At 61.3% G+C, this 18,517-nt stretch carries 22 protein-coding genes; 11 read left to right on the top strand and 11 right to left on the bottom strand.

What is annotated here, in order from left to right; genetic code table 11:
- Nucleotides 1-3 precede the first annotated feature (3 nt).
- The 3 genes from MRBLMS1_RS25285 to MRBLMS1_RS25295 all read left to right on the top strand — a co-directional run bounded on the left by MRBLMS1_RS25285 (nucleotide 4) and on the right by MRBLMS1_RS25295 (nucleotide 2,254).
- Nucleotides 4-1,476 (top strand): KAP family P-loop NTPase fold protein, encoded by a 1,473-nt coding sequence (locus MRBLMS1_RS25285; RefSeq protein ID WP_485882848.1) that lies wholly within the window; start codon nucleotides 4-6, stop codon nucleotides 1,474-1,476.
- Nucleotides 1,412-1,642: a DUF6434 domain-containing protein gene (locus MRBLMS1_RS25290; RefSeq protein WP_485882850.1), complete on the top strand. Its 231-nt coding sequence runs from the start codon at nucleotides 1,412-1,414 to the stop codon at nucleotides 1,640-1,642. Before MRBLMS1_RS25285 ends, MRBLMS1_RS25290 begins: the two co-directional genes overlap by 65 nt.
- 105 nt (nucleotides 1,643-1,747) lie before the next feature.
- Nucleotides 1,748-2,254, top strand: coding sequence for a hypothetical protein (locus MRBLMS1_RS25295; protein ID WP_485882852.1), 507 nt, complete (start codon nucleotides 1,748-1,750; stop codon nucleotides 2,252-2,254).
- On the opposite strand, the gene MRBLMS1_RS25300 is transcribed toward MRBLMS1_RS25295, so the two are convergent.
- Nucleotides 2,210-3,265, bottom strand: coding sequence for an NAD(P)/FAD-dependent oxidoreductase (locus MRBLMS1_RS25300; RefSeq protein ID WP_485882854.1), 1,056 nt, complete (start codon nucleotides 3,263-3,265; stop codon nucleotides 2,210-2,212). The two genes, MRBLMS1_RS25295 and MRBLMS1_RS25300, sit on opposite strands and share 45 nt — an antisense overlap.
- 22 nt (nucleotides 3,266-3,287) lie before the next feature.
- The gene (locus tag MRBLMS1_RS25305; protein ID WP_485882855.1) at nucleotides 3,288-3,830 is read right to left on the bottom strand and encodes a GNAT family N-acetyltransferase; all 543 of its coding nucleotides are present in this window, start codon (nucleotides 3,828-3,830) and stop codon (nucleotides 3,288-3,290) included.
- Nucleotides 3,831-3,921: 91 nt separating this feature from the next.
- Here MRBLMS1_RS25305 and MRBLMS1_RS25310 point away from each other — a divergent pair, with 91 nt between their 5' ends.
- The 5 genes from MRBLMS1_RS25310 to MRBLMS1_RS25330 all read left to right on the top strand — a co-directional run bounded on the left by MRBLMS1_RS25310 (nucleotide 3,922) and on the right by MRBLMS1_RS25330 (nucleotide 7,244).
- A complete protein-coding gene (locus MRBLMS1_RS25310) occupies nucleotides 3,922-5,097 on the top strand; it encodes a citrate synthase family protein (RefSeq protein WP_485882857.1) in 1,176 nt (391 codons plus the stop codon).
- Between the two features lie 45 nt (nucleotides 5,098-5,142).
- A complete protein-coding gene (locus MRBLMS1_RS25315) occupies nucleotides 5,143-5,634 on the top strand; it encodes a MarR family winged helix-turn-helix transcriptional regulator (protein ID WP_083292554.1) in 492 nt (163 codons plus the stop codon).
- Nucleotides 5,635-5,667: 33 nt separating this feature from the next.
- Nucleotides 5,668-6,120 carry a PaaI family thioesterase gene (locus MRBLMS1_RS25320; RefSeq protein ID WP_034748275.1) on the top strand — a complete coding sequence of 151 codons (453 nt, stop codon included), beginning with the start codon at nucleotides 5,668-5,670 and terminating at the stop codon, nucleotides 6,118-6,120.
- Entirely contained in the window at nucleotides 6,117-6,542 is a 426-nt protein-coding gene (locus tag MRBLMS1_RS25325) for a GNAT family N-acetyltransferase (RefSeq protein WP_485882860.1), read from the top strand. The genes MRBLMS1_RS25320 and MRBLMS1_RS25325 overlap by 4 nt, the downstream gene beginning before the upstream one ends.
- A 162-nt stretch (nucleotides 6,543-6,704) precedes the next feature.
- Complete coding sequence (locus MRBLMS1_RS25330) at nucleotides 6,705-7,244, top strand: hypothetical protein (RefSeq protein WP_485882862.1); 540 nt, start codon at nucleotides 6,705-6,707, stop codon at nucleotides 7,242-7,244.
- 40 nt (nucleotides 7,245-7,284) lie between these two features.
- On the opposite strand, the gene MRBLMS1_RS25335 is transcribed toward MRBLMS1_RS25330, so the two are convergent.
- A complete protein-coding gene (locus tag MRBLMS1_RS25335) occupies nucleotides 7,285-8,304 on the bottom strand; it encodes a tyrosine-type recombinase/integrase (RefSeq protein ID WP_485882864.1) in 1,020 nt (339 codons plus the stop codon).
- 221 nt (nucleotides 8,305-8,525) lie between these two features.
- On the opposite strand from MRBLMS1_RS25335, the gene MRBLMS1_RS25340 reads away from it, so the two are divergent.
- Entirely contained in the window at nucleotides 8,526-9,542 is a 1,017-nt protein-coding gene (locus tag MRBLMS1_RS25340) for a DNA-binding protein (RefSeq protein ID WP_485882866.1), read from the top strand.
- Between the two features lie 269 nt (nucleotides 9,543-9,811).
- Here MRBLMS1_RS25340 and MRBLMS1_RS25345 read toward each other — a convergent pair whose 3' ends face one another.
- The 5 genes from MRBLMS1_RS25345 to MRBLMS1_RS25365 are packed head-to-tail and all read right to left on the bottom strand — an operon-like array spanning nucleotide 9,812 to nucleotide 12,386.
- Nucleotides 9,812-10,303 carry a DUF3592 domain-containing protein gene (locus MRBLMS1_RS25345; protein ID WP_485882868.1) on the bottom strand — a complete coding sequence of 164 codons (492 nt, stop codon included), beginning with the start codon at nucleotides 10,301-10,303 and terminating at the stop codon, nucleotides 9,812-9,814.
- Nucleotides 10,300-10,761 carry a GNAT family N-acetyltransferase gene (locus MRBLMS1_RS25350; RefSeq protein ID WP_485882870.1) on the bottom strand — a complete coding sequence of 154 codons (462 nt, stop codon included), beginning with the start codon at nucleotides 10,759-10,761 and terminating at the stop codon, nucleotides 10,300-10,302. Before MRBLMS1_RS25350 ends, MRBLMS1_RS25345 begins: the two co-directional genes overlap by 4 nt.
- 3 nt (nucleotides 10,762-10,764) lie before the next feature.
- Entirely contained in the window at nucleotides 10,765-11,316 is a 552-nt protein-coding gene (locus tag MRBLMS1_RS25355; RefSeq protein WP_485882872.1) for a hypothetical protein, read from the bottom strand.
- Nucleotides 11,313-11,747: a DUF1801 domain-containing protein gene (locus tag MRBLMS1_RS25360; RefSeq protein ID WP_485882874.1), complete on the bottom strand. Its 435-nt coding sequence runs from the start codon at nucleotides 11,745-11,747 to the stop codon at nucleotides 11,313-11,315. The genes MRBLMS1_RS25355 and MRBLMS1_RS25360 overlap by 4 nt, the downstream gene beginning before the upstream one ends.
- 30 nt (nucleotides 11,748-11,777) lie before the next feature.
- Complete coding sequence (locus MRBLMS1_RS25365; protein ID WP_485882876.1) at nucleotides 11,778-12,386, bottom strand: hypothetical protein; 609 nt, start codon at nucleotides 12,384-12,386, stop codon at nucleotides 11,778-11,780.
- A 188-nt stretch (nucleotides 12,387-12,574) separates the two neighbouring features.
- Between MRBLMS1_RS25365 and MRBLMS1_RS25370 the strand changes: the two genes are divergently transcribed.
- Together MRBLMS1_RS25370 and MRBLMS1_RS25375 are read left to right on the top strand one after the other, a co-directional pair.
- Nucleotides 12,575-13,498: a VirK/YbjX family protein gene (locus tag MRBLMS1_RS25370; RefSeq protein ID WP_485882878.1), complete on the top strand. Its 924-nt coding sequence runs from the start codon at nucleotides 12,575-12,577 to the stop codon at nucleotides 13,496-13,498.
- 141 nt (nucleotides 13,499-13,639) lie between these two features.
- Entirely contained in the window at nucleotides 13,640-14,992 is a 1,353-nt protein-coding gene (locus MRBLMS1_RS25375; protein WP_485882880.1) for a serine hydrolase domain-containing protein, read from the top strand.
- Nucleotides 14,993-14,995: 3 nt separating this feature from the next.
- On the opposite strand, the gene MRBLMS1_RS25380 is transcribed toward MRBLMS1_RS25375, so the two are convergent.
- From MRBLMS1_RS25380 to MRBLMS1_RS25390, 3 genes are all read right to left on the bottom strand, one after another.
- Nucleotides 14,996-15,349, bottom strand: coding sequence for a hypothetical protein (locus MRBLMS1_RS25380; protein WP_485882882.1), 354 nt, complete (start codon nucleotides 15,347-15,349; stop codon nucleotides 14,996-14,998).
- Nucleotides 15,346-16,914, bottom strand: coding sequence for an EAL domain-containing protein (locus tag MRBLMS1_RS25385; RefSeq protein WP_485882884.1), 1,569 nt, complete (start codon nucleotides 16,912-16,914; stop codon nucleotides 15,346-15,348). The genes MRBLMS1_RS25380 and MRBLMS1_RS25385 overlap by 4 nt, the downstream gene beginning before the upstream one ends.
- Before the next feature lie 92 nt (nucleotides 16,915-17,006).
- A complete protein-coding gene (locus tag MRBLMS1_RS25390; protein WP_485882885.1) occupies nucleotides 17,007-18,503 on the bottom strand; it encodes an MFS transporter in 1,497 nt (498 codons plus the stop codon).
- Between the last annotated feature and the right edge of the window lie 14 nt (nucleotides 18,504-18,517).

Here is an 18,517-nt window from a genome sequence, read left to right on the forward strand (position 1 = left end):
ATAATGGACGATATTTGGGCTAAAGACGTTCTTGGTCGCAAAAAAAACGCTGACTACTTGCGGCAGTATTTAACTCAGCGATACTTGGCGAGAAGGGAAGAAGAAGGTTTTGTTCTGGCCATTAATGCAGAATGGGGGTTTGGGAAGACTTTTATGTTGCGTTGCTGGAAGGACGATTTACTCGCAGCCGGTTATCCAGCAGTTTATTTTGACGCATGGAAAAATGATTTTACGCCGGAACCATTGGTAGCTTTCATTTCTGAAATAGATGATGGTCTTTCATTATTTTTCAAGAAAATTCCTCGGGCCCGAAAAATTTTTAGAGATGTGATGAAGAGTGCCAAACAGGTTTTAAAGCCAGCTATGAAGGCAGCAGGATTTAGTGTCGCGAAACACGCACTTGGCCTCTCTTCGGATGGTGCTATGAAATTATTATCTGAAGCCTCTGGCGCGGAAAGTAGTATCGAGGTAAGAGAAATAATGCCGAGTATGGCTGATATTGAAAAAAATGTTAGTTCAGCTGTTGATGCCGCACTTAAGCAGCATAAAAACACGAAGGTGGCAGTATCTTCTTTTAAAGATAAACTAGCTTCTCTTGTAAGTGTTTTATCCGAGGATAATCAGCTGAGTTTGCCACTATTTATATTCGTGGATGAACTCGATCGGTGCCGCCCTGATTACGCCATTGAGTTGCTAGAAGGAATCAAGCATTTGTTTGGAGTGCCCGGAGTATATTTTATTGTTGCTACCAATATGCAACAACTCGGAGAGTCAACCAAGGCAATATATGGCTCAGGGTTTGATGGGCACAGATACTTGAAACGTTTTTTTGACATGGAGTATTTTTTACCATTGCCTGACTCAAAAAAATTTTCAGAATCACTTTTCGTAAATGTAACATTGCCAGATGTCGGAAATTTTGTAACATTTAATGGAAGTTTAGCCTTTGAGGGCCACAGTTTTTTGCCATATATGTTTTCAGTATACGCCGATTATTTTGGGTGTGGATTGAGAGATCAATTTCAGGCTATGAAAATATTTGAGGCGGCATTGTATTCTGTTAAAGACAAAAAAATACATGTTCATTTCTTGATATATTTGTGCATGCTATATCAACGATCCCCGCCAATCTATGAGGAACTATTTAGGTCACGAAGTTTTCATAATTTCCACAATTATTCTACCATTATATCAAAAATGGAAAACATCGGATTTAAAATAAGATTTGTGGAAAATGGGGTTGCCACAACAAGAAATATTTCCCCCGCAGATGTGGCCAGAACGTATCTAGATGTTATTTTTCAAACCTCCTCTATTTTGAGTAGGTTAGATGATGACATTAATGCTTTTCCAGGATTTTTAAAAAGTACAATTATTAGAGATAGCTATCAAGAAAACTTTAAAAGTCACTATGTTAGTGAGTATTTTAATATTGTCCGTTCCGCTGGGGCCTTTTCAGATAGCGCTTCTATTTAGAATAAAAATCTGTAAATATTTTAAGGGGGGCTTACTGCGTGACATTTTTCACAAACCGAAATTCAAGTTTAACCGTAATTTCATGGCATGGATATACGCCAGCGTAGTCAAAAACATAGGCGATGTCTCGGATGAGTGGATGCGTCGACATGGACAGACCACTTAAATGCCGGTTGGCAGATAAATCGAGAGGAAAGATAATGTAGCCCTGCCCTAGCAAGGCATATCAATGCGTGAGTAAACAGATATTGGTAAGTATTGAAAGCTTTACATGATTCACTCAACTGTCCTCAACAATTGGTTCGCCATAGCGAAAGACGATGCCGTAGAGATTGATCCGGATAACATCAATCACGAAGCAATCACCAATATGTGGAGCTTTTCGCCCACGGACGAGGAAACGCCGCAGATTCATGCGGCCGATATCGTTGAATTCATCGGCCAGGTGATCGCGGCACGCAGCAGCGCGCTTGTTGGCGAGGACATGCTGTTCTATTGCTGGCACGATGCGCAATGCCGGCAGTTGCGCTTCAGCCTGGTGTCGCGCTCGCATGGGCGGTTGCCGTTTCGCTGCGAGTTGCACGAAACGCAGGATCTGGCGCTGATCGCCGATCGCGTGGTGAACGGAGACTGGCGCAACGAACATTATATGCAGGCCCCGTCGGAGCAAGGCGATGAGCACCAGCAAGCGCCGTTCGTCCTGACCGTGTTTGTCGTGCCTGTGCCCCAGGAATCAGCACGCCAGGAAGCGCGCGGGCCGGCAAGCCTGGAGGGCTGACACGGGCTGGCCAGTGACGATTTCCTCGCTGGCAAGTTGTCCCACAATGGCCGCCAGCACGACGCCCGGATGCATGGCGCACACGTACACGCCTCCCACCTGCGACAAATAGCCGATGATGGGCACGCCATCAAAGGGCATGGGGCGCAGGCCGATGCAGGCGAATGCCGGCGCGATGAGCTCGGCGTCCGCAAGTTCGTTGCGGATCGCGCTGGCCGTGCGCTGCGCGATGGCGGCAGGCTGGTTGTCCGGCGCGTCGTCCACGTAGTCTTCCGCCGCCAGCATGGTGCCATCTTCTTCTTGCCGCACCTCCATTGCATGGCTGGAAATAATGCCGCGCACCAAGCCGGGCGGCGCCTGGTAACGCATGAAAATGGCGGGCGAGGCGTGGATGGGCAGGCTGGCGCCCAGCATCTGCGCCAGCGCAGCAGTTCCCGTGCCTGCCGCCAGCACGACCACGTCCGCTTCGATGAGGCCAGCGGCCGTTTCCACGCCAGTCACCTTCGCACCCTGGACGGTAAAGCCCAGCACGGGCGTGTGCGTGCGGACCGTCGCACCCAGCGCCTGGGCCGCTGCCAGCAAGGCGTGTGTGGCGGCAACGGCGTCGAGGGCGCCCTGCTCCGGTTCGTACAGCGCTTGTTCCGGCGGCTGCCGCAACTGCGGTTCAAGCTGGACGCTGCGCGAGCGGTCCAGCAATATGGATTCGGGCGACACCCGCCCATCCTGCGTGCCGTATGACAAGGCGCCATGCCAGCGCACTTTCAATCCGGGCACCTGCGTTTCCAGCCGGCGCCAGGCCGCGATGGCGCCGCCGCGCAGGGCCGCAATGGGATCAATTCCGGCAAAGGACGTGTTAATCCACGCAAACGAGGTGCCCGTCACGCCGGACGCGATGCCGCCCGCCTCGACCACGGTGACTTTTGTACCCTTGCTGGCCAGGTGGTAGGCGAGCGACGCGCCGACGATGCCGGCGCCAATGACGACGATGCGTTTTGGGTCATCATGATTCATATCTAGCAATTTTGTTTATTTATCACAGGGCAGAGTCTACCCCAGCCGCCCGCAAATCCAGCGCATAGGCATGGCCATCGACAACGTTCCCTTCCACCATGGCAATATCGGGCACGGCCGTTCCCTGCACGAAACCGCAGCGTTCCAGTACGCGGATCGAGGCCGCATTGCCATCGATGGCGTAGGCGCACAGGCTGGCCAGCCGCCATTCGTCTTGCGCCAAGTCGATCAGATAACGCAGTGCGGCTGTGGCCAGGCCCTTGCCAGCTTGCTGTTCGCCGATGCGGTAGCCGACTTCGGCCGTTCCGGTCTGCCCGTCGATATCCTTGAGGTTGGCGCGGCCGATCAGCTCGCCGCGCTCATCGACGATGACGCAGGGGTGCATACGCCCCTGTGCGTGCTCATCCAGGAATTGCGCGAGGTGCGCCTGGACGCCTTCGATGCTGTAAAAAGCGTCCGGACGCCGGTCGATATGGCGCTCAAACCAGGCCCGGTTGGCGAGTTCGAAGGCCAGCAAGGGCGCGGCATCGTCGGGGCGCAGGGTGCGTATCGTGTGTGTACTCATGGAGACTCCTGGAAAGGCATGAGTCTAGTGAAGCGCCACGCGGCCCGTCAATCTTGATTCCATGAATCAATATACAGATACAATCGCCGCCATGAAAAACGACTTATCCGCCCTTGAGGCAGCGCGCCTGCTGGGCGTCAGCCTGCCCACCCTGTATTCCTATGTGAGCCGGGGTCTGCTGGCCTCCGTCAGCAATGGAGAATCGCGCCGCAAGCGCTATCCTCAGGAAGACGTGCTGCGCCTGGCGGCCCGCAAGAATGACGCCAAGCGCGGCGGCCAGACGGCGGTGGCCGCCATGCACTGGGGCTTGCCCGTACTGGAAACAAAGATTTCCCAGATTCTCGATGGCCGGCTGCTGTATCGGGGCCGCAATGCGACGACATTGGCCGTGTCCGCGACGCTGGAGGCGGCCGCCAGCCTGCTGTGGGACGATAACGCGCGCGACTATTTCCAGCAAGATGCTCCAGATCTGCCGCAGGGGCTGGCCAGCGCGCCGGGTGCGACGCCGCTGGCACGCGCCATGCTGGCCATGGCCATGCTGTCGTCCCTGCCTGCGCCTGTGGACATGCTGCAGTCCGGCCCCGCCTTGATGCGCATCCTGGCCGCCACCCTGCTGCAGACGGCGCCGTCCGCCTTGCCGCTGCACCGGCAACTGGCCCAGGCGTGGCAGGCCGACACGGACCAGGCTGAATTGCTGCGCGCGGCCCTCGTGCTGCTGGCCGACCATGAGTTGAATGCGTCCACCTTTGCCGTGCGCTGCGTCGCCTCGACGGGCGCCAGCCTGCCCGCCGCGCTGGGCGCCGGGCTGGCGGCCTTGTCCGGAGACAGGCACGGCGGCGGCAGCGCGGCGGCCAGGTGCATGTTGAGGGATGCGCTGGCCGCGCCGGACGCCAGGGACGCCATCGGCGCCTTTTACAAGACCATCGCGCCGGAATTCGCCGGCTTTGGCCACCCGCTGTATCCGCAAGGCGACCCGCGCGCCGCGTATCTGATGGACGGCCTGTCGGCGCTGTCGCACAAGTACCCCCGGCTGGGCGCCATCCTGTCCGTCTGTGCCATGGCAGGAGAGTTGCTCGATGCGAAGCCAAATGCCGACCTGGCGCTGGCCGCCATGGAACTGGCGTTCGGTTGGCCCGAGGGCGCAGCATTGAGCGTGTTTGCGCTGGCCCGCTCGGCCGGCTGGATCGCGCATGTCAACGAGCAAGCTGCCAGCGCGGCCCTGATACGTCCCCGCGCACGCTATATCGGCCGCCACCAGCGCGACTGACAATATCCGCTTGATTTATTACGCATACGTAGTAGTATGCTTCGCATGCGTACCAATACCTCCCCTACTCCAGACGTTCCCGATGCCGTAGCCTGCCCGCTGGGCGAGCGTTCGCCGCGGCTGTTCAATCTGCTCAACCTGGCGCGCCAGAATCTGTTTCGTTCGGCCGATGCCGTCTTCACCAGCGAACTGGGTTTTTCCGGCACACAAGTGGTCGCCCTGTTTGCCCTGAAGGGCGAGGAAGGCTGCCAATTGAAGGATCTGGGGCGGGCACTGCAGCTGAAAAACTCGGCCGTCACGGGGCTGGTTGCGCGCATGGAAGAAAACGGCCTGATCGTGCGCGGCCAGTCGGCGCTCGATGCGCGCGCCGGCACCCTGCACATGTCGCCCAGGGGCGGCGAGGTGCTGGCCGCCGCGCTGCCCCTGCTCGACAGTCTGAATGAACAATTGAAGCAAGGTTTCAGCGAGGAAGAACTGGCCGTCGTCGCCCGCTTCCTGCTGCACGCCTCGCGCCTGCGTTTTGCGCAAGACGTCTGACCCATCCCCACATCACCACCACAGGAGTTACCCATGCACCCGAACGACATGACCGGCTTGCAACTGATGCAAGCTTTCGCGCAAGGCCTGTTTCCCCGGCCCGGCATTTCCAAGACCATGCCCATGGATGCGCACACGGTAGAACACGGCCGTGTCATTTTCACGGCGACGGCAAATGAAACGCACACCAATCCCATGGGCGGCGTGCACGGCGGTTTCGCGGCCACCGTGCTCGACACGGTCACGGGCTGCGCTACGCACACGGTCTTGCCGGCCGGCGAAAGCTACGGCACGACGGACCTGAACATCAAGATGTGCCGTCCCCTGCCCTTCAACGTGACCGTCTACGCCGAAGGCAAAGTCATCAATGCGGGACGCAACCTGGTCATTTCCGAAGGCACGATCCGCGACGAAGCCGGTAAGGTGTACGCGCACGCGACGGCCACCTGCATGATCATCCGCCCCCGGGAACAAGCGGCCGCATGATACGGCCCGGCACCATCGAGGAAGCCTGGCACGTGCTGCAGGCGATACCCGAGTTCGACCAGCGGCGCAGCCTGGCGCAGTTGCAGGAGCGGTTGCCCACCGATGCGCTGGTGCTGATCGCGGAAGCGGACGGCCAGCCCGTCGGCTTCAAGCTGGGCTATGCCGCCGAGGATGGCTCCCTGTATAGCTGGCTCGGCGGCGTACTGCCCGCGCACCGCAAGTCGGGCCTGGCGCAGCGCCTGCTGGAAGACCAGGAAGCCTGGGCCAGCGCACACGGTTTTGCGGCGGTCACGGTGAAATCGATGAACCGCTATCCCGCCATGCTGCGTTTGCTGATCCGCAATGGATACCAGATCCGGCTGGTGGAGCACTTTGGCGACACGGCCAGGGAGCGCATTCACTTTATCAAGTCCTTGCTTTAGCGCGCTTCGTAAAGCCGCTTGTTTATCTCTTGCTTGCCAGATAATCAACAATGCCATACACTAAACCATGCTGTGTCCCTGAATCGACAGCATGAGATGCTATATCGCAGGCGCCCATGTTAACTCGTCGTTTTGCAATGTAGAACACGTTGGGTCTAAAAAATGAAACTACCCGTTCAGCTTGAAAAACTGCATCAAGTCGCTGATGCCGCCGCAATTCAGTTTGAAACTTCCGCCGATATGGTCTTCGAGCCTTGTGGCCTTATCCTGGAAACGCCTCAAATGGAACAGCAATACTGGTGCACCCCTGCTAACGTCGTTACCTTTGCAAGCACAGGCGGGGACGGTGTCCATTACAGTTATCTCAAAGACTTTGTATCCGCTAACGGAACTTTACCCATCATAATGACTCTGCCAAGCGCGGACGAAAACAACGTAGTGATCGCCGAGTCCTTTGAGGAATTCTTTAATTTGGGCTACTACGTCGGCTGGTACTCTCTGGAGCAGTTGGTATATCAAGAGGAGGAGGCAATCGATTATTTTATAAAACCCGATGAGGAACACCGGGACGATGCAGAGTCTCGTCTCGAATACATGCGGGAGGCTTTGCAGATGCGTCCTGTTCCGCCGCAGATGGCGCGGCTCGCCAAGCTCCGCGAGCAATATTTCGATCTTCTGCTGATCGCGGAGTTGCCGGAATAAGCCCAGCCAGTCATTCAGCCGGACGCGCTGGCGCGTGCCCTCAGCCCGCCGCCTTCTTCTTCCCCTTCAACAAACTCCCCGCCGCATTTTCCTCGAAGCGCCCCGCCTCTTCTATATAGCCATGCACGGTGCCGTCGTGGCGCCAGCCGCCCTGGCGCTTGATGGCCTGGAAATCGGCGCCGGCCCGGTGCGCGCTGGTGGCCATGCCGCGGCGCAGGCTGTGGCTCGATAGTTCCGGCACGTAATCGAGCGCCGCCAGCCTGGCGCAAGCTTCCAATATCGTATTGATGCTGCTCGCGTGCAGTCCCTTCGCGCCCACGTGTCCCCACTGGTTCACCGTGCGCAAGAGCGGCCCCGTGCGGATGTGCGCCGATGCCAGCCAGGCGCGCAAGGCCGTGGCCGGGCAGCAGACGCCGTCGCCGAACGGAATCGCCTTGACGATGCCCTCCCCCAGTTGGTCCGTTTTCGAGCGGGGCAAGGTGATCACCATGCCTTGCGGCTCCCAGTTCACGTCTTCCACGGTCAATCCCACCAGTTCGCTGCGCCGGAAACCGCCAAAAAAGCCCAGTTGCAGCAAGGCGCTGTCGCGCAAGGCCTTGTTGGTGCCTAGCGCGGCCAGTTTGGCAACGATCAGTTCCAAGTCTTCCAGAGGCAGGGCCTTGGCCTTCTTTTTTGGCTTGCCGTGCAGGCGGGCGATGCCGGCCAGGGTCTTGCGCACGGTGGGCGTGGACGCGGGGTCGGTAAAGGCCTGGTACACATGCCATTGCGACAGGGCCGTCAGGCGCAGGGCCAGGGTGCGGGCGTTCAGGCTGTCCGCATACGCCATCAGGTAGCGGATGACGGTGGACTCGTCGGCGGGCAGCGCCCCGCCCCAGGCCTGGAAGTGGCGGATGGCGGAACGGTAGGTGCGGCGCGTGTTGTCCGAGGTGGCGGCGGCGAGAAACGCCTGGTGGCGCGCGGCCAGCTCCGCGTCGATCAGGGTGCCGTGTAATGGCGCAGTGGCGATGGTGGTGCTTTTGGACGCGGCAATACGTCGTTTCGAGAGGGGCAAATCGGGCATGGCGGCGGCGAAATCGCGGTTTTGTACTGGGAGATACGCAGAATAGCATGCAAAGCACCCCCATAACACGCGATAAGCGATCTTATCGCGACTTATATTTTTCAAAAATCACGAAAATTTATATCGTAATATTATCCAATATTACGTATCATGTAATACGTTACTAAATTTCGCTCATAGGTGGTTTTATGGCCCGCACCGGCATTCTGTACTCTGATGTTATGAAAGCAGCCCAAATCGTCGCTGCCGATGGGCGCAATCCTACGGTCGACAGCGTGCGCGAAGCGCTGGGCAGCACGGGCAGCAAGAGCACCATCGCGCCCCTGTTGAAACGCTGGAAGGAAGAGTTCCAGGGCGCGGGCGCCGTGAAAACGGAAGCGGGCTTGCCGGCCGAGCTGATGGAAGCGATGCGCGGCGTCTATGAAAAGCAGCAGCGCGACGTGGCGCAGCAGCTGGAAACGGGCATGCAGCAGAACCGCGCCGAACTCGACGCGGCGCTGGAAAAACTGAAGAAGACGGAAACGGAGCGGTTGAAACTGACGGAGGCGCGCGCCGCCCTCACCCAGGAATTGCGCGCCACCCAGCACGCGCTGGCGCAACTGAAGGAAGAGCACCATTTTCGCGCCGTCACCCTGGCCACCTTGCACAGCGACAATGCCGGCCTGACGCAACGCCTGGCCGACCGGGGCGAGGAAATCGCGGCCCTGAACCGCCAGCTGGCGCAAGTGCGCTCGCAGTTCGACCATTACCAGGAAGCGGCCGCCGCCCAGCGCAACGAAGAACGGGCCCAGGCGCAGCAACGAGAGAGCCGCCTGGAGCAGGAGAACGCCCAGCTGCAGCAGCGCCTGCAAGGCCAGCAAGCGACCCTGGTGCAGCAGGACATGCGGCTGGCACAGCTGCAGGCGGAGCACACGCGCCTGGCTGATGAAGCGGCCGCCGACCGCGCAGCGCTGGCTACCGTACGTCCCGAGCGCGACCAGTTCGAATTCCAGTACTTGCAGGCGGCCGCCTCGGCCGACGCCTTGCTGGCCAAGCTCGATACGGCCTTGCTGGCGCTGAACGACGCCAAAGTAGCGTTGGCGGCGCAAGACCGGCAGCTCGACATGCTGGCAGAGAACGGGCAACTATCGCAGCAGAAAATGAAGGCATTGGCGCAGGAGCGCGACGGCTTGCTGCGCGATAATGCCGGCATGGCGGCGCGCCTGGCGCTGCACGACAAGGAGCAGCGCGATGCTTGAACCAGTTACATGGTCTGGGATCTATATGATGGCCCCAGGACGGGCAGCGCCAGTTTCCAGGGCGTGCCCCACTATTTCGCCTGCCCCATGACGGCCGGCGGGGACGAGTATGTTATCTCAGCGTGCCATTTGAACTGCGGAAAAGCAGGCTGTAATACGCGCGCTGGTGCGCGCTCGCAACGGATTTCGGCAATGTGCGGTCATCGTTTTCCCATATGACGACCGGGGCATGGATGTCGGACCATGGATGCCACGTTTGGCGGAGCGGATCAGGCTGGGGGCGCTCGCTTGCGGGCTTCCGACACGCCCACCACGAACAGGAGGAGCGCCAGGCCTGCGCCGAAATAATCGAGGATGTCTAGGCCAGCAAGGAAGACGGCGGTATCGCCCGGGTCGCTCGGCCGGAAATGCACGCGGATGTGCGCGCCTGGCGCCATGCTGGCCAGGCGCCAGGCCGTGACGGACTGGTTGCGGTGGCAGCCGGTGTTGCCGATGCGCGAAACACCGATGCGCGAACTGCGGTAAACCTTGCCATCCACGCTGTAGCGGTAGCTTAGTTTGACGCACCAATCCTGCGACTTGCCCGTACGCTGATACATGCTGCTGCGTACGATTTCGGCGCTGGCCACGGGCCATGTGGGCGACGTGAGCTTGTCGTACGCGCGCCAGAAGGAAAAATAGCCTGCCGAAATGGCGAGCAGGATCAGGAACCAGCCCATCATTCTCGCCAGGGCCGGGTCCATCGCACCAGGATCCTTCATCGCACACGTGCCCCGGCCTGGTAGCGCACCCGTATCCACGCGCCGATGGCGTCCACGCCGCTGTCCGCCGCATCTTCGACCCAGCCCGCGCGCGCATAAAAGCGCCGCGCGCCCGTATTGCTCAGCTGCGTTTTCAGACTCAGGCGGGGGCCGAAGCGCGCCACGACGGCCGCCAGCAGTTGCCTGCCGATGCCCGAGCCGCCGTGTGCCGGGTGCACATACAGGTGGTGCAGGAAGTAATCGGGGGCATCGCCCGTGTACACGGCGGCAAAGCCGGCGACGATGCCGCCGCGTTCGGCAACGAGGATGGCTTCGCCCTGCGTCGCCGCCGTAAAAGTAGCACTGCCGGCGACGGGGCCGAAGGCGTCGCGCCCGGCCAGGGCCAGGATGGCGGTGCAGGACTGCGTGTCCCCGCTGGCGAAAGGTCGAATCAGGCACATGGCTGGCGCGTTATCCATTCCTTACAGGCGGCGGTTCAGCACGCTGTCGATAGCGTGGGTTTTCAGTTCCGCCTGGACTGTGCCGTCCTGCAACCAGTAGCCGTCACCTCCCTGCTGCAGTGCCGCCAGATCGAGCGTGCCCAGGGCTGGCGGGATGACGCTAGCGAGCAAGGCCGCTACGTCGCCCCATTCCCCATAAAACAGTTTCAGATACCAGCCGTCGTCATGGGCAAAGGCAAGAAAGCGGCCCCGCAAGGCAGGCAGCGGCGTGAGCCCGCCGCGATGGTCGAGCATCGCGGCCACATCCGCATTGAGGGAAGCCGGCGGGGCTCCCTGCCAATCTGCCCAGGCATGGCTGCCCCAGGCGTGCATGTCTTCGAGCACCAGGGCTGGTAGTTGTTGCCGCGCCAAGGTATGGAAGGCGGCAGGTTTTTTGATTGTGCCGGCGCTGCCCTTGCGCAGCACGATGCCGTCCGCTTCGCCGAGGGCAGCAATACAATCGTTGAATTCGATGCCGGAAGCGACGAGCATGCGCTCCGCAGGGTCGTGCCAGATATACAGATAATGTCTCAAGTAGAAGTCCGTTTTGATTTTGGCGCCGTATTTGCGGCCACGGCGGCGCGTATCAGCGCCTTGAACGCCGTGGCATCGAGATGCGCGCCTTCGTGGATATCGATGGCCCGGCGCGTGTTGCCGTCCAGGCTGGCATTGAACAGGCCGGCCGGATCGGGCAAGGCGGCGCCCTTGGCGAAGGTGAGTTTCACGGCCGATTTGTAGGTTTCGCCCGTGCAGATCATGCCCGCGTGCGACCAGACGGGCACGCCGCGCCATTTGACTTCCTCGACCACCTCCGGGTCCGCCTGGCGGATCAGCGTCCGCACATTGGCCAGGATTTTGCCGCGCCAGTCCGCCAGCGAGGCGATCTTCGCGTCGATCCGGCTGGCGGCGGGCTCGGCGTTTTCGGCGTCATTATCGGGCGCCGTGCCCGGTACTGTTTTTTTCATGGCTGACATTTCCTTCCCTGCCCGCTTGCCTTACTGCGCAGGGTCGGCCATGCAGCTGACAAGCGAGGCAATCAATTGGGTGCGCAGTGCCTGGTATTGCGCATCCGTCGCAAAGTCGCGCGGATCGGCCGGCTGGTTCAGCAGGTAGGCGGTGGCGACCGTGCCGCTGGCGGCGTGCAGCAGGGTATACAAACTGATGATGCCCTGCGCTTGCGCGATACTGGCGTTATTCAATCCTAGCACTTCCACGCCATCGCGCGCGTCCGTTTCCAGCGGCAGTTGGTGCGGCAGCTTGCCCCTGGCGGCCATTTCCCGCATCTGCGCCACGATGGTCTCGCGGTCGGCCGCGAACTGGCCTTCGGCGCTGCGTTCGATCTTCAGATTCACGAAAGGCAAGCTGCTCTTGCGGAACAGCATCAGCCGATAGCCATCGGCCGTCGATATCTGCCTATCCCCCGCCGCCATCTTGACGATGCGCGTGGTCGCACCGGCTGGCAGCCGGTCCTGCGTCCTGAACTGGAACTGGCTGCGGTTGATGCATTGCGCCAAGGGCGCCAAAGGATCGGCCGTGCGGTCTTGCGCGTGGGCGCCCAGTGTCGCGAGCAATACGGGGATGGCAAGCAAATGGCGGTGGTTCATGAAAGGCGTCAGTCATCGAGTCAAGGTGCGGCGAGCATAACCGTCCACATTGCCAGAAGGCAAATGTTTAGTTGCCATCCTCTAAATACCCATGGGATAGCTTCTTAATATGAACTTCACCCGGCCCACGTAGCATTGATGTTGGCAAGGCTCTCATTGTGCAGCGCCTGCTCTTTACCGGCAGAACCATGAATGACATCGCTTTAACCCTGCGCCACGGTGCCGCCGTGCTACCCGCAGTGATACCACCTACCGCCAGCGGCCACCGCCTGAAAGCGGCGCTGGGCGCCCTCTTCTTTCCCCGCCAGCGCTCGCGCTGGCAAGCTTTCCTGGGCAGCATGCCGGGCCTGCACTCGCTGGCGCAGCTGCATCCTTGCCTGCGCTTCAAGATTTACCGCCCTTACGCCTCGCGCCAGCTCGGTTGCGCGGATCGCCTGGCCTTGCTGGAGGGACATTACCGTTTCCTGTGGCAAGCGGGCGCCCGCGCGCTGGTCGAGCGGGCCGCTCGCGGGCCCGTGGTGCTGGCAGCGTTTGAAGGCAAGGATGGGGCGCCGTACCGCTTGCAACTGACGGCTATCCACGACAGCTACCGTGAAGGCGAACTGTGCCTGCGCCTGACGCGCGACGGCCAGCCCCTGTACCTGGCCAGTTTTTTGTTCGTGCCGCGCGCCGATGGCGTTTCGCTGCAGCTGGGCGCGCTGCAAGGCTTGCGCTCGGAGGCGGGCAAGCTGGCCGTCAAGGAAGCCACGCGGGCGCTGCACGGTTGCCGCCCGAAAAACCTGATGGTCGCGGCCTTGCGCGATTTCGGCGATTTTTTTGCCTGCAATAACCTGTTCTTGATCAGCAATGACAACCGCATCGCCCTGAATGCGCGGCGCCGACGCCATATCGCCGCCGACTACGACCTGGCCTGGCAGGAGTTGCACGCCTTGCGTATGCGCGACGGCAATTATCACTTGCCCTGCGCGCCTTACCGTGCGCCCGATCTGGCCGGCGTGCCATCGAGAAAGCGCGCCGATGCGCGGCGGCGCGGCGAATTGCTGCAAGACATGGTCGACGGCATGCGCGCGCAGCTGGCGGATTTTCTGGAAGCGCCGGCGGCTGACAATTGAGCAGGCACAAGCATTGCCAAGCCGATAAGCATGCCATAAAACTCAGGCGACCTTCATGTTGGCGCCGTATCCTTCACTTGACATGCCAGACATCTTATCGAGGCACTGGCGTGCATTCGGCCCACCCAGGACAAGGCTCCCATGACACCCGCTTTCACTTTTCTCCCCCTTTGCCTGCTCGGCAGCGCCGCACTGGCCGCTCCCGTACTGGACGACGCCGTGCGCCAGCGCGCGGAAGAGCTGACGCGCACGGGCATGCACGCGAGCATCGTCATCGCCATCATCGATGGCAAGGACAGCGCCGTGTACGGCTTTGGCAGCGTACATGCCGGCAAGAACATCAAGCCGGGCGCCGATACCGTCTACCAGATCGGTTCCGTCACCAAGACCATGACGGGCTTGCTGCTGGCCGACGCCGTCGTCCAAAACAAGGTCAAACTCGACGAGCCGGTAGCGGCATTATTGCCCGGCTATACGGTGCCTGCGTTCGAGGGCAAGACGATCAGCCTGCTCGACCTGGCCACGCACTACTCCTCGCTGCCGCGCCTGCCCGACAACTTCGCGCCGAAGGACCCGGCCAATCCGTATGCGGACTACACGGAAGCCAAACAGCGGCAGTTTCTCGCCGCCTATCATCTGCCGTACGCGCCGGGCACGAAACTTGAATACTCCAATATCGGCTACGCCGTGCTGGGTACGGCCCTGGCGGCACAGGCCGGTACCAGCTTTGAGGCGCTGCTGCAAAAGCGCATCGCCGTGCCGCTGGGCATGCGTTCCACCTCGAACAAGCCCACGCACGGCATGCTGGCGCGCCTGGCGCCCGGCCATTTGCTGTCGGGCGAACTGACGCCGGCATGGAATATGAACGTGGTGGCGCCGGCCGGTGGCGTGTATTCGAGCGCGCGCGACATGATTTCCTACTTGCAAGCGTATATGTTCAAGCCGCTGCGCCCGTATGCGCTGGCGATCCAGCCTCAGCGTCCGCTGGCGCCCGACAGCGGCTCGAAAATCGGACTGGCCTGGCTGCTGGAACAGCAACAGGGTCAGACCTACGCCTGGCACAACGGCCAGACCGGCGGCTATGCCAGCTATGCGGCGTTCACAACGGACGGCAAGCGGGGTGTGATAGTGCTGACCAACACGGTGCGCGAGGTCGATGCGCTGGGCTTGGCCGCCCTGCTGCCCGGCACACCGTTGCCGCCGCTGAAAAAGCCGCTGGCCGCCATCGCGCTGCCGCGCGCAGCATTGGCCGAGTACGTGGGCGAGTATCCGCTGGGCGAGGAATTCACGTTGTCGGTGACCTTGGGCAAGCACGGCCTGGAGGCGGCCGGCACGGGTCTCGGATCAGCCCCCTTGTTTGCCAGCGCCAAGGATCAGTTTTTCTTCCGCGCCATCGAGGCGGAACTGGCATTTACACGCGATGCCGCGGGCAAGATCGCCGGCGCCGTGCTCAAGCAAGGTGGACAGGACGTGGTCTTGCCGCGCAAGCCGTAAAAATCAAGCTGCCGGGTCCCGCATGAATTGCTCGACCCGGGCGACAAACGCCGCCTTGCTGCGCGTGCGAAACTCGCCGAGGAAGGCATCGCTGCCCTGGACGATCTTGCCGTGGCGGTCGTATGCCACCTTGCCCATCTCCAGCACGAATTCGCCCTGCGGATCGTCCTCCGGTTCAAAATGCGAATTGAAGCAGTAACCGGTGTCGCGGCAGCTGCCCCACAGCAGCAATGCGCTGCTGAACCATTGCATGGTATCAGGGCCAGGCTCCACTTCGAACAGGGTGTTGACGGTGATGTGCCAGCCGCCGGGGACGCGCAGCGGCTGCAAGGGATAGGGAAAGCGTGGCTGTTTCATGTGGACGATGGCGCGCGGCGCGCCCGGTAAAATGTGAGGAATTCCGCGGCCGGCAACGCTTTCGCAAACAGCCAGCCCTGGCCGAATTCTACCTTGCGTTCCAGCAGATAATCGGCTTGCTGCTGCGTTTCGATGCCTTCGGCCACGATCAGCATGTTCAAGGTGCGGGCCATGGCGATGATGTGCGGCGTGACGCTACTGGTGGCCGCGTCCGTGCCGATGGTGTCGACGAAGGATTTATCGATTTTCAAGGCGTCGAGCGGCAGGTTTTGCAGGCTCGACAGGCTGGAATAACCGGTGCCGAAGTCGTCGATGGCCACTGCATGGCCCCGTGCCCTGGCCTTTTCGATGGTGGCGCGGGCCGCTTCCACGTTGATGAAGCCCCGCTCGGTTGCTTCCAGCCAGATCTGCTGCGCCTCGATGCCCGTGCCGGCCAGCGCGCGTTCCAGCACGTCGAGCACCCGCCCCGTTTCGATATCGCTGGCGCACAGGTTGATGGCGATATGCAGCTCGCGGTCAGCCAGCAGCGCGGCGCGCATGTCGGCGATCACGCAAGCGATGACCTGGTCCGTGATGGGCAGTATCAGTTCGGCTTCTTCGGCCACGGGGATGAACAGGTCGGGCCGTATCATGCTGCCGTCGGGACGGCGCCAGCGTATCAGCGCCTCGGCGCCCACGCACACGCCCGTATCGAGCGCGATGATCGGCTGATAGTGGACAAAGAATTCACGCCGCTCGACGGCCGTTTCCAGTTCGCCGCGCAGCGACAGCCGGCGGCGCGACAGCCACACGACGATGCCGACGATGAAGGCGGCCATCAGCAGGCCCAGCGGCAAGAGCAGCAACTGTTCGCGCCGCAGCCTCTCGCTGAGCTTGCTGCGCGGCTCGATCATGACGGCCGTCAAGCCATCGCGGTACAGCATCGCATGGATGCTGTCCTCGTGGGCAAGGTTGCCCATCGCTTCCTTGCCGTCAAGCAGGGTCTTGACCAGTGCCGGGTCCGGATGGTGCAAGGTGTCGAGCACGCCGCCCTTGCCGATGGCCACGGCCATCTGGATGTCGTTGTCGACGATGACGTCGGAAAAGCGCACGGGATCGATCAGCACCTTATAGGCGCGGTAGGATAAGCCCACCATGCGCTTGCCGCCACTGACGACGGGACGCAGGTTGAAATCGAGGCCCATGCCATTGTCGAGGGTAAAGTCGGCGGGCGTGACGGCGATGCGCGCTTCCTCGATGCCGTTCGACGTGCATTTGAGCAAGCCGTTTTCCACATAACCGATATCGTCGATGCTGCGCGTGGTGATGGTGATGCGGCGCAATTGCTGGACATGCGCTTCCGAGCACGGCGCCAGGTCCAGCGCATCGGCGCTGCGCAAGGCCATGCTGGCCGAAGCGATCGAACGGTGGGCGCGCTCGAGCGCGTAGCCGGCCAGCAGGCGCAGGCGTTCCTGTTCGCCCTGCTCCGCGCGCACGGACGACAGATAGAAGGCCAGGCTCAGGGGGGCGGCCACGCCGATGACTGCCACCAGCACGCTGGTAATAATGATCCGTTTTCTGCGCATGTGATTACCTGCGGTAGTTATATGATTGCCATGTATTGCTCGCTGGCATCATATTACAAGTGCAGGCTGCACACGCGGATATTGCTGAACAGTTACACTTTTTCCAGCGGCCGCGCCAGCACGAATACAAGCGCCGCCACCACGGCCGCCAGTCCGCCAGCCAGGTACAGCACGCTGGCAAAACCGTCGATGAAGGCGTGGCGCGCCGCTTCCTGCGCCACGGCCTGCATCGCGGGCGGTAGCTGGCCGAAAGCGTCGGCCGCGTTGCCGGCGACGATGCGTCCTATCATTTCGGGCGAGGCCTTCAAGCCGTGCAGCCACGCCAATTTGTCGAACGAAGCGGCCGTGCGCATGGCCAGCACGGCGCCCAAGGCGCCCACGGCCAGCACGATGCCGACAAAGCGCGTCGTCGTGCTGATGCCCGAGCCCATGCCCGTGCGCTCGCGCGGGATGCAGGCAAGGATGGCTTTTTGCGTGGTGCCGTTGAGCAATCCCGCTCCCGCGCCCGTGACGATCATGCCCGCCGCCACCCAGCCATACTGCAGGCTGTCGGCGGCCAGCGCCGTGGCCACGTTGCCGACAGCGACGATCAGCAAGCCCGTCACTAAGATGCCGCGGTCGTCCAGATGGCGCATGGCGCGCGGCGCCAGACGGGACAGCACCACCATGGCGACGGCAAACGGCAGCATGGCGCAGCCGGCCAGCACGGCGGAAAAGCCGAAGGCGTTCTGCAGGTACAGCGGCAGGAAGGTCATCATCACCTGCGCGGCGATCGCATAGCCGAACATGCCCAGCACGGCGCCGACGAACACGCGGCGGCCAAACAGCGACAGATCGACCATGGGTGCGCGCTGGCGCCGTTCCACCAGCACGAACACGGCCAGCAGGGCCGCACCGGCCACAAAGCGCAGCACGGTGGCGCGACTGGCCCAGCCCGCCACGCTGGCGTCGATCAAGCCCCAGATGATGGCGAACAGGCCGGCGGAGAAGAATGCCGCGCCAAGCGGGTCGAAACTGGCGTTGGACGCATCTTTCGATTCGTCCACGTGCTTGCCTACCAGGCACATCAGGATGGCAACGACAGGCAGGTTCAGGTAGAAAATCCAGCGCCAGTTGATGGCGCTCGTGATCAGGCCGCCCAAGAGGGGTGCCACCGTCATGGCCACACCCATGGCCGCGCCCCACACGGACCAGGCGCGCGCCCGCTCCTTTTCCGCATGGAAGGTGTGGCCGATGACGGCCAAGGCGGACGTCAGCAGCAGCGCGGCACCGAGTCCCTTGATGGCGCGCGCCACGTTGAGCACGAACGGCGTCCACGCCAGGCCGCACAGCAGCGACGCCAGCGCGAACACGGCCAGGCCAAACAGCATCACCCTGCGCCGGCCCAGGCGGTCGGCGATGCTGCCGGCCGGCAGCAGGAACGAGGCGAACGCCAGCATGTAGGCGCTGACCACCCATTCCACGTCGACGAAGCTGGCGTTGAGCGAGCGGGCGATCGACGGCAGGGAGACGGCCACGACGTTGGTGTCGAGCATGATCAGCGCGCAGACGCCCGAGCACGTATATAAAGTCCAGTTGGTATTTTTCATGTCCCGATTGTAAG

Source organism: Massilia sp. LMS1-1-1.1 (assembly GCF_040815535.1).
GTDB classification, from domain to species: domain Bacteria; phylum Pseudomonadota; class Gammaproteobacteria; order Burkholderiales; family Burkholderiaceae_D; genus Janthinobacterium; species Janthinobacterium aestuarii.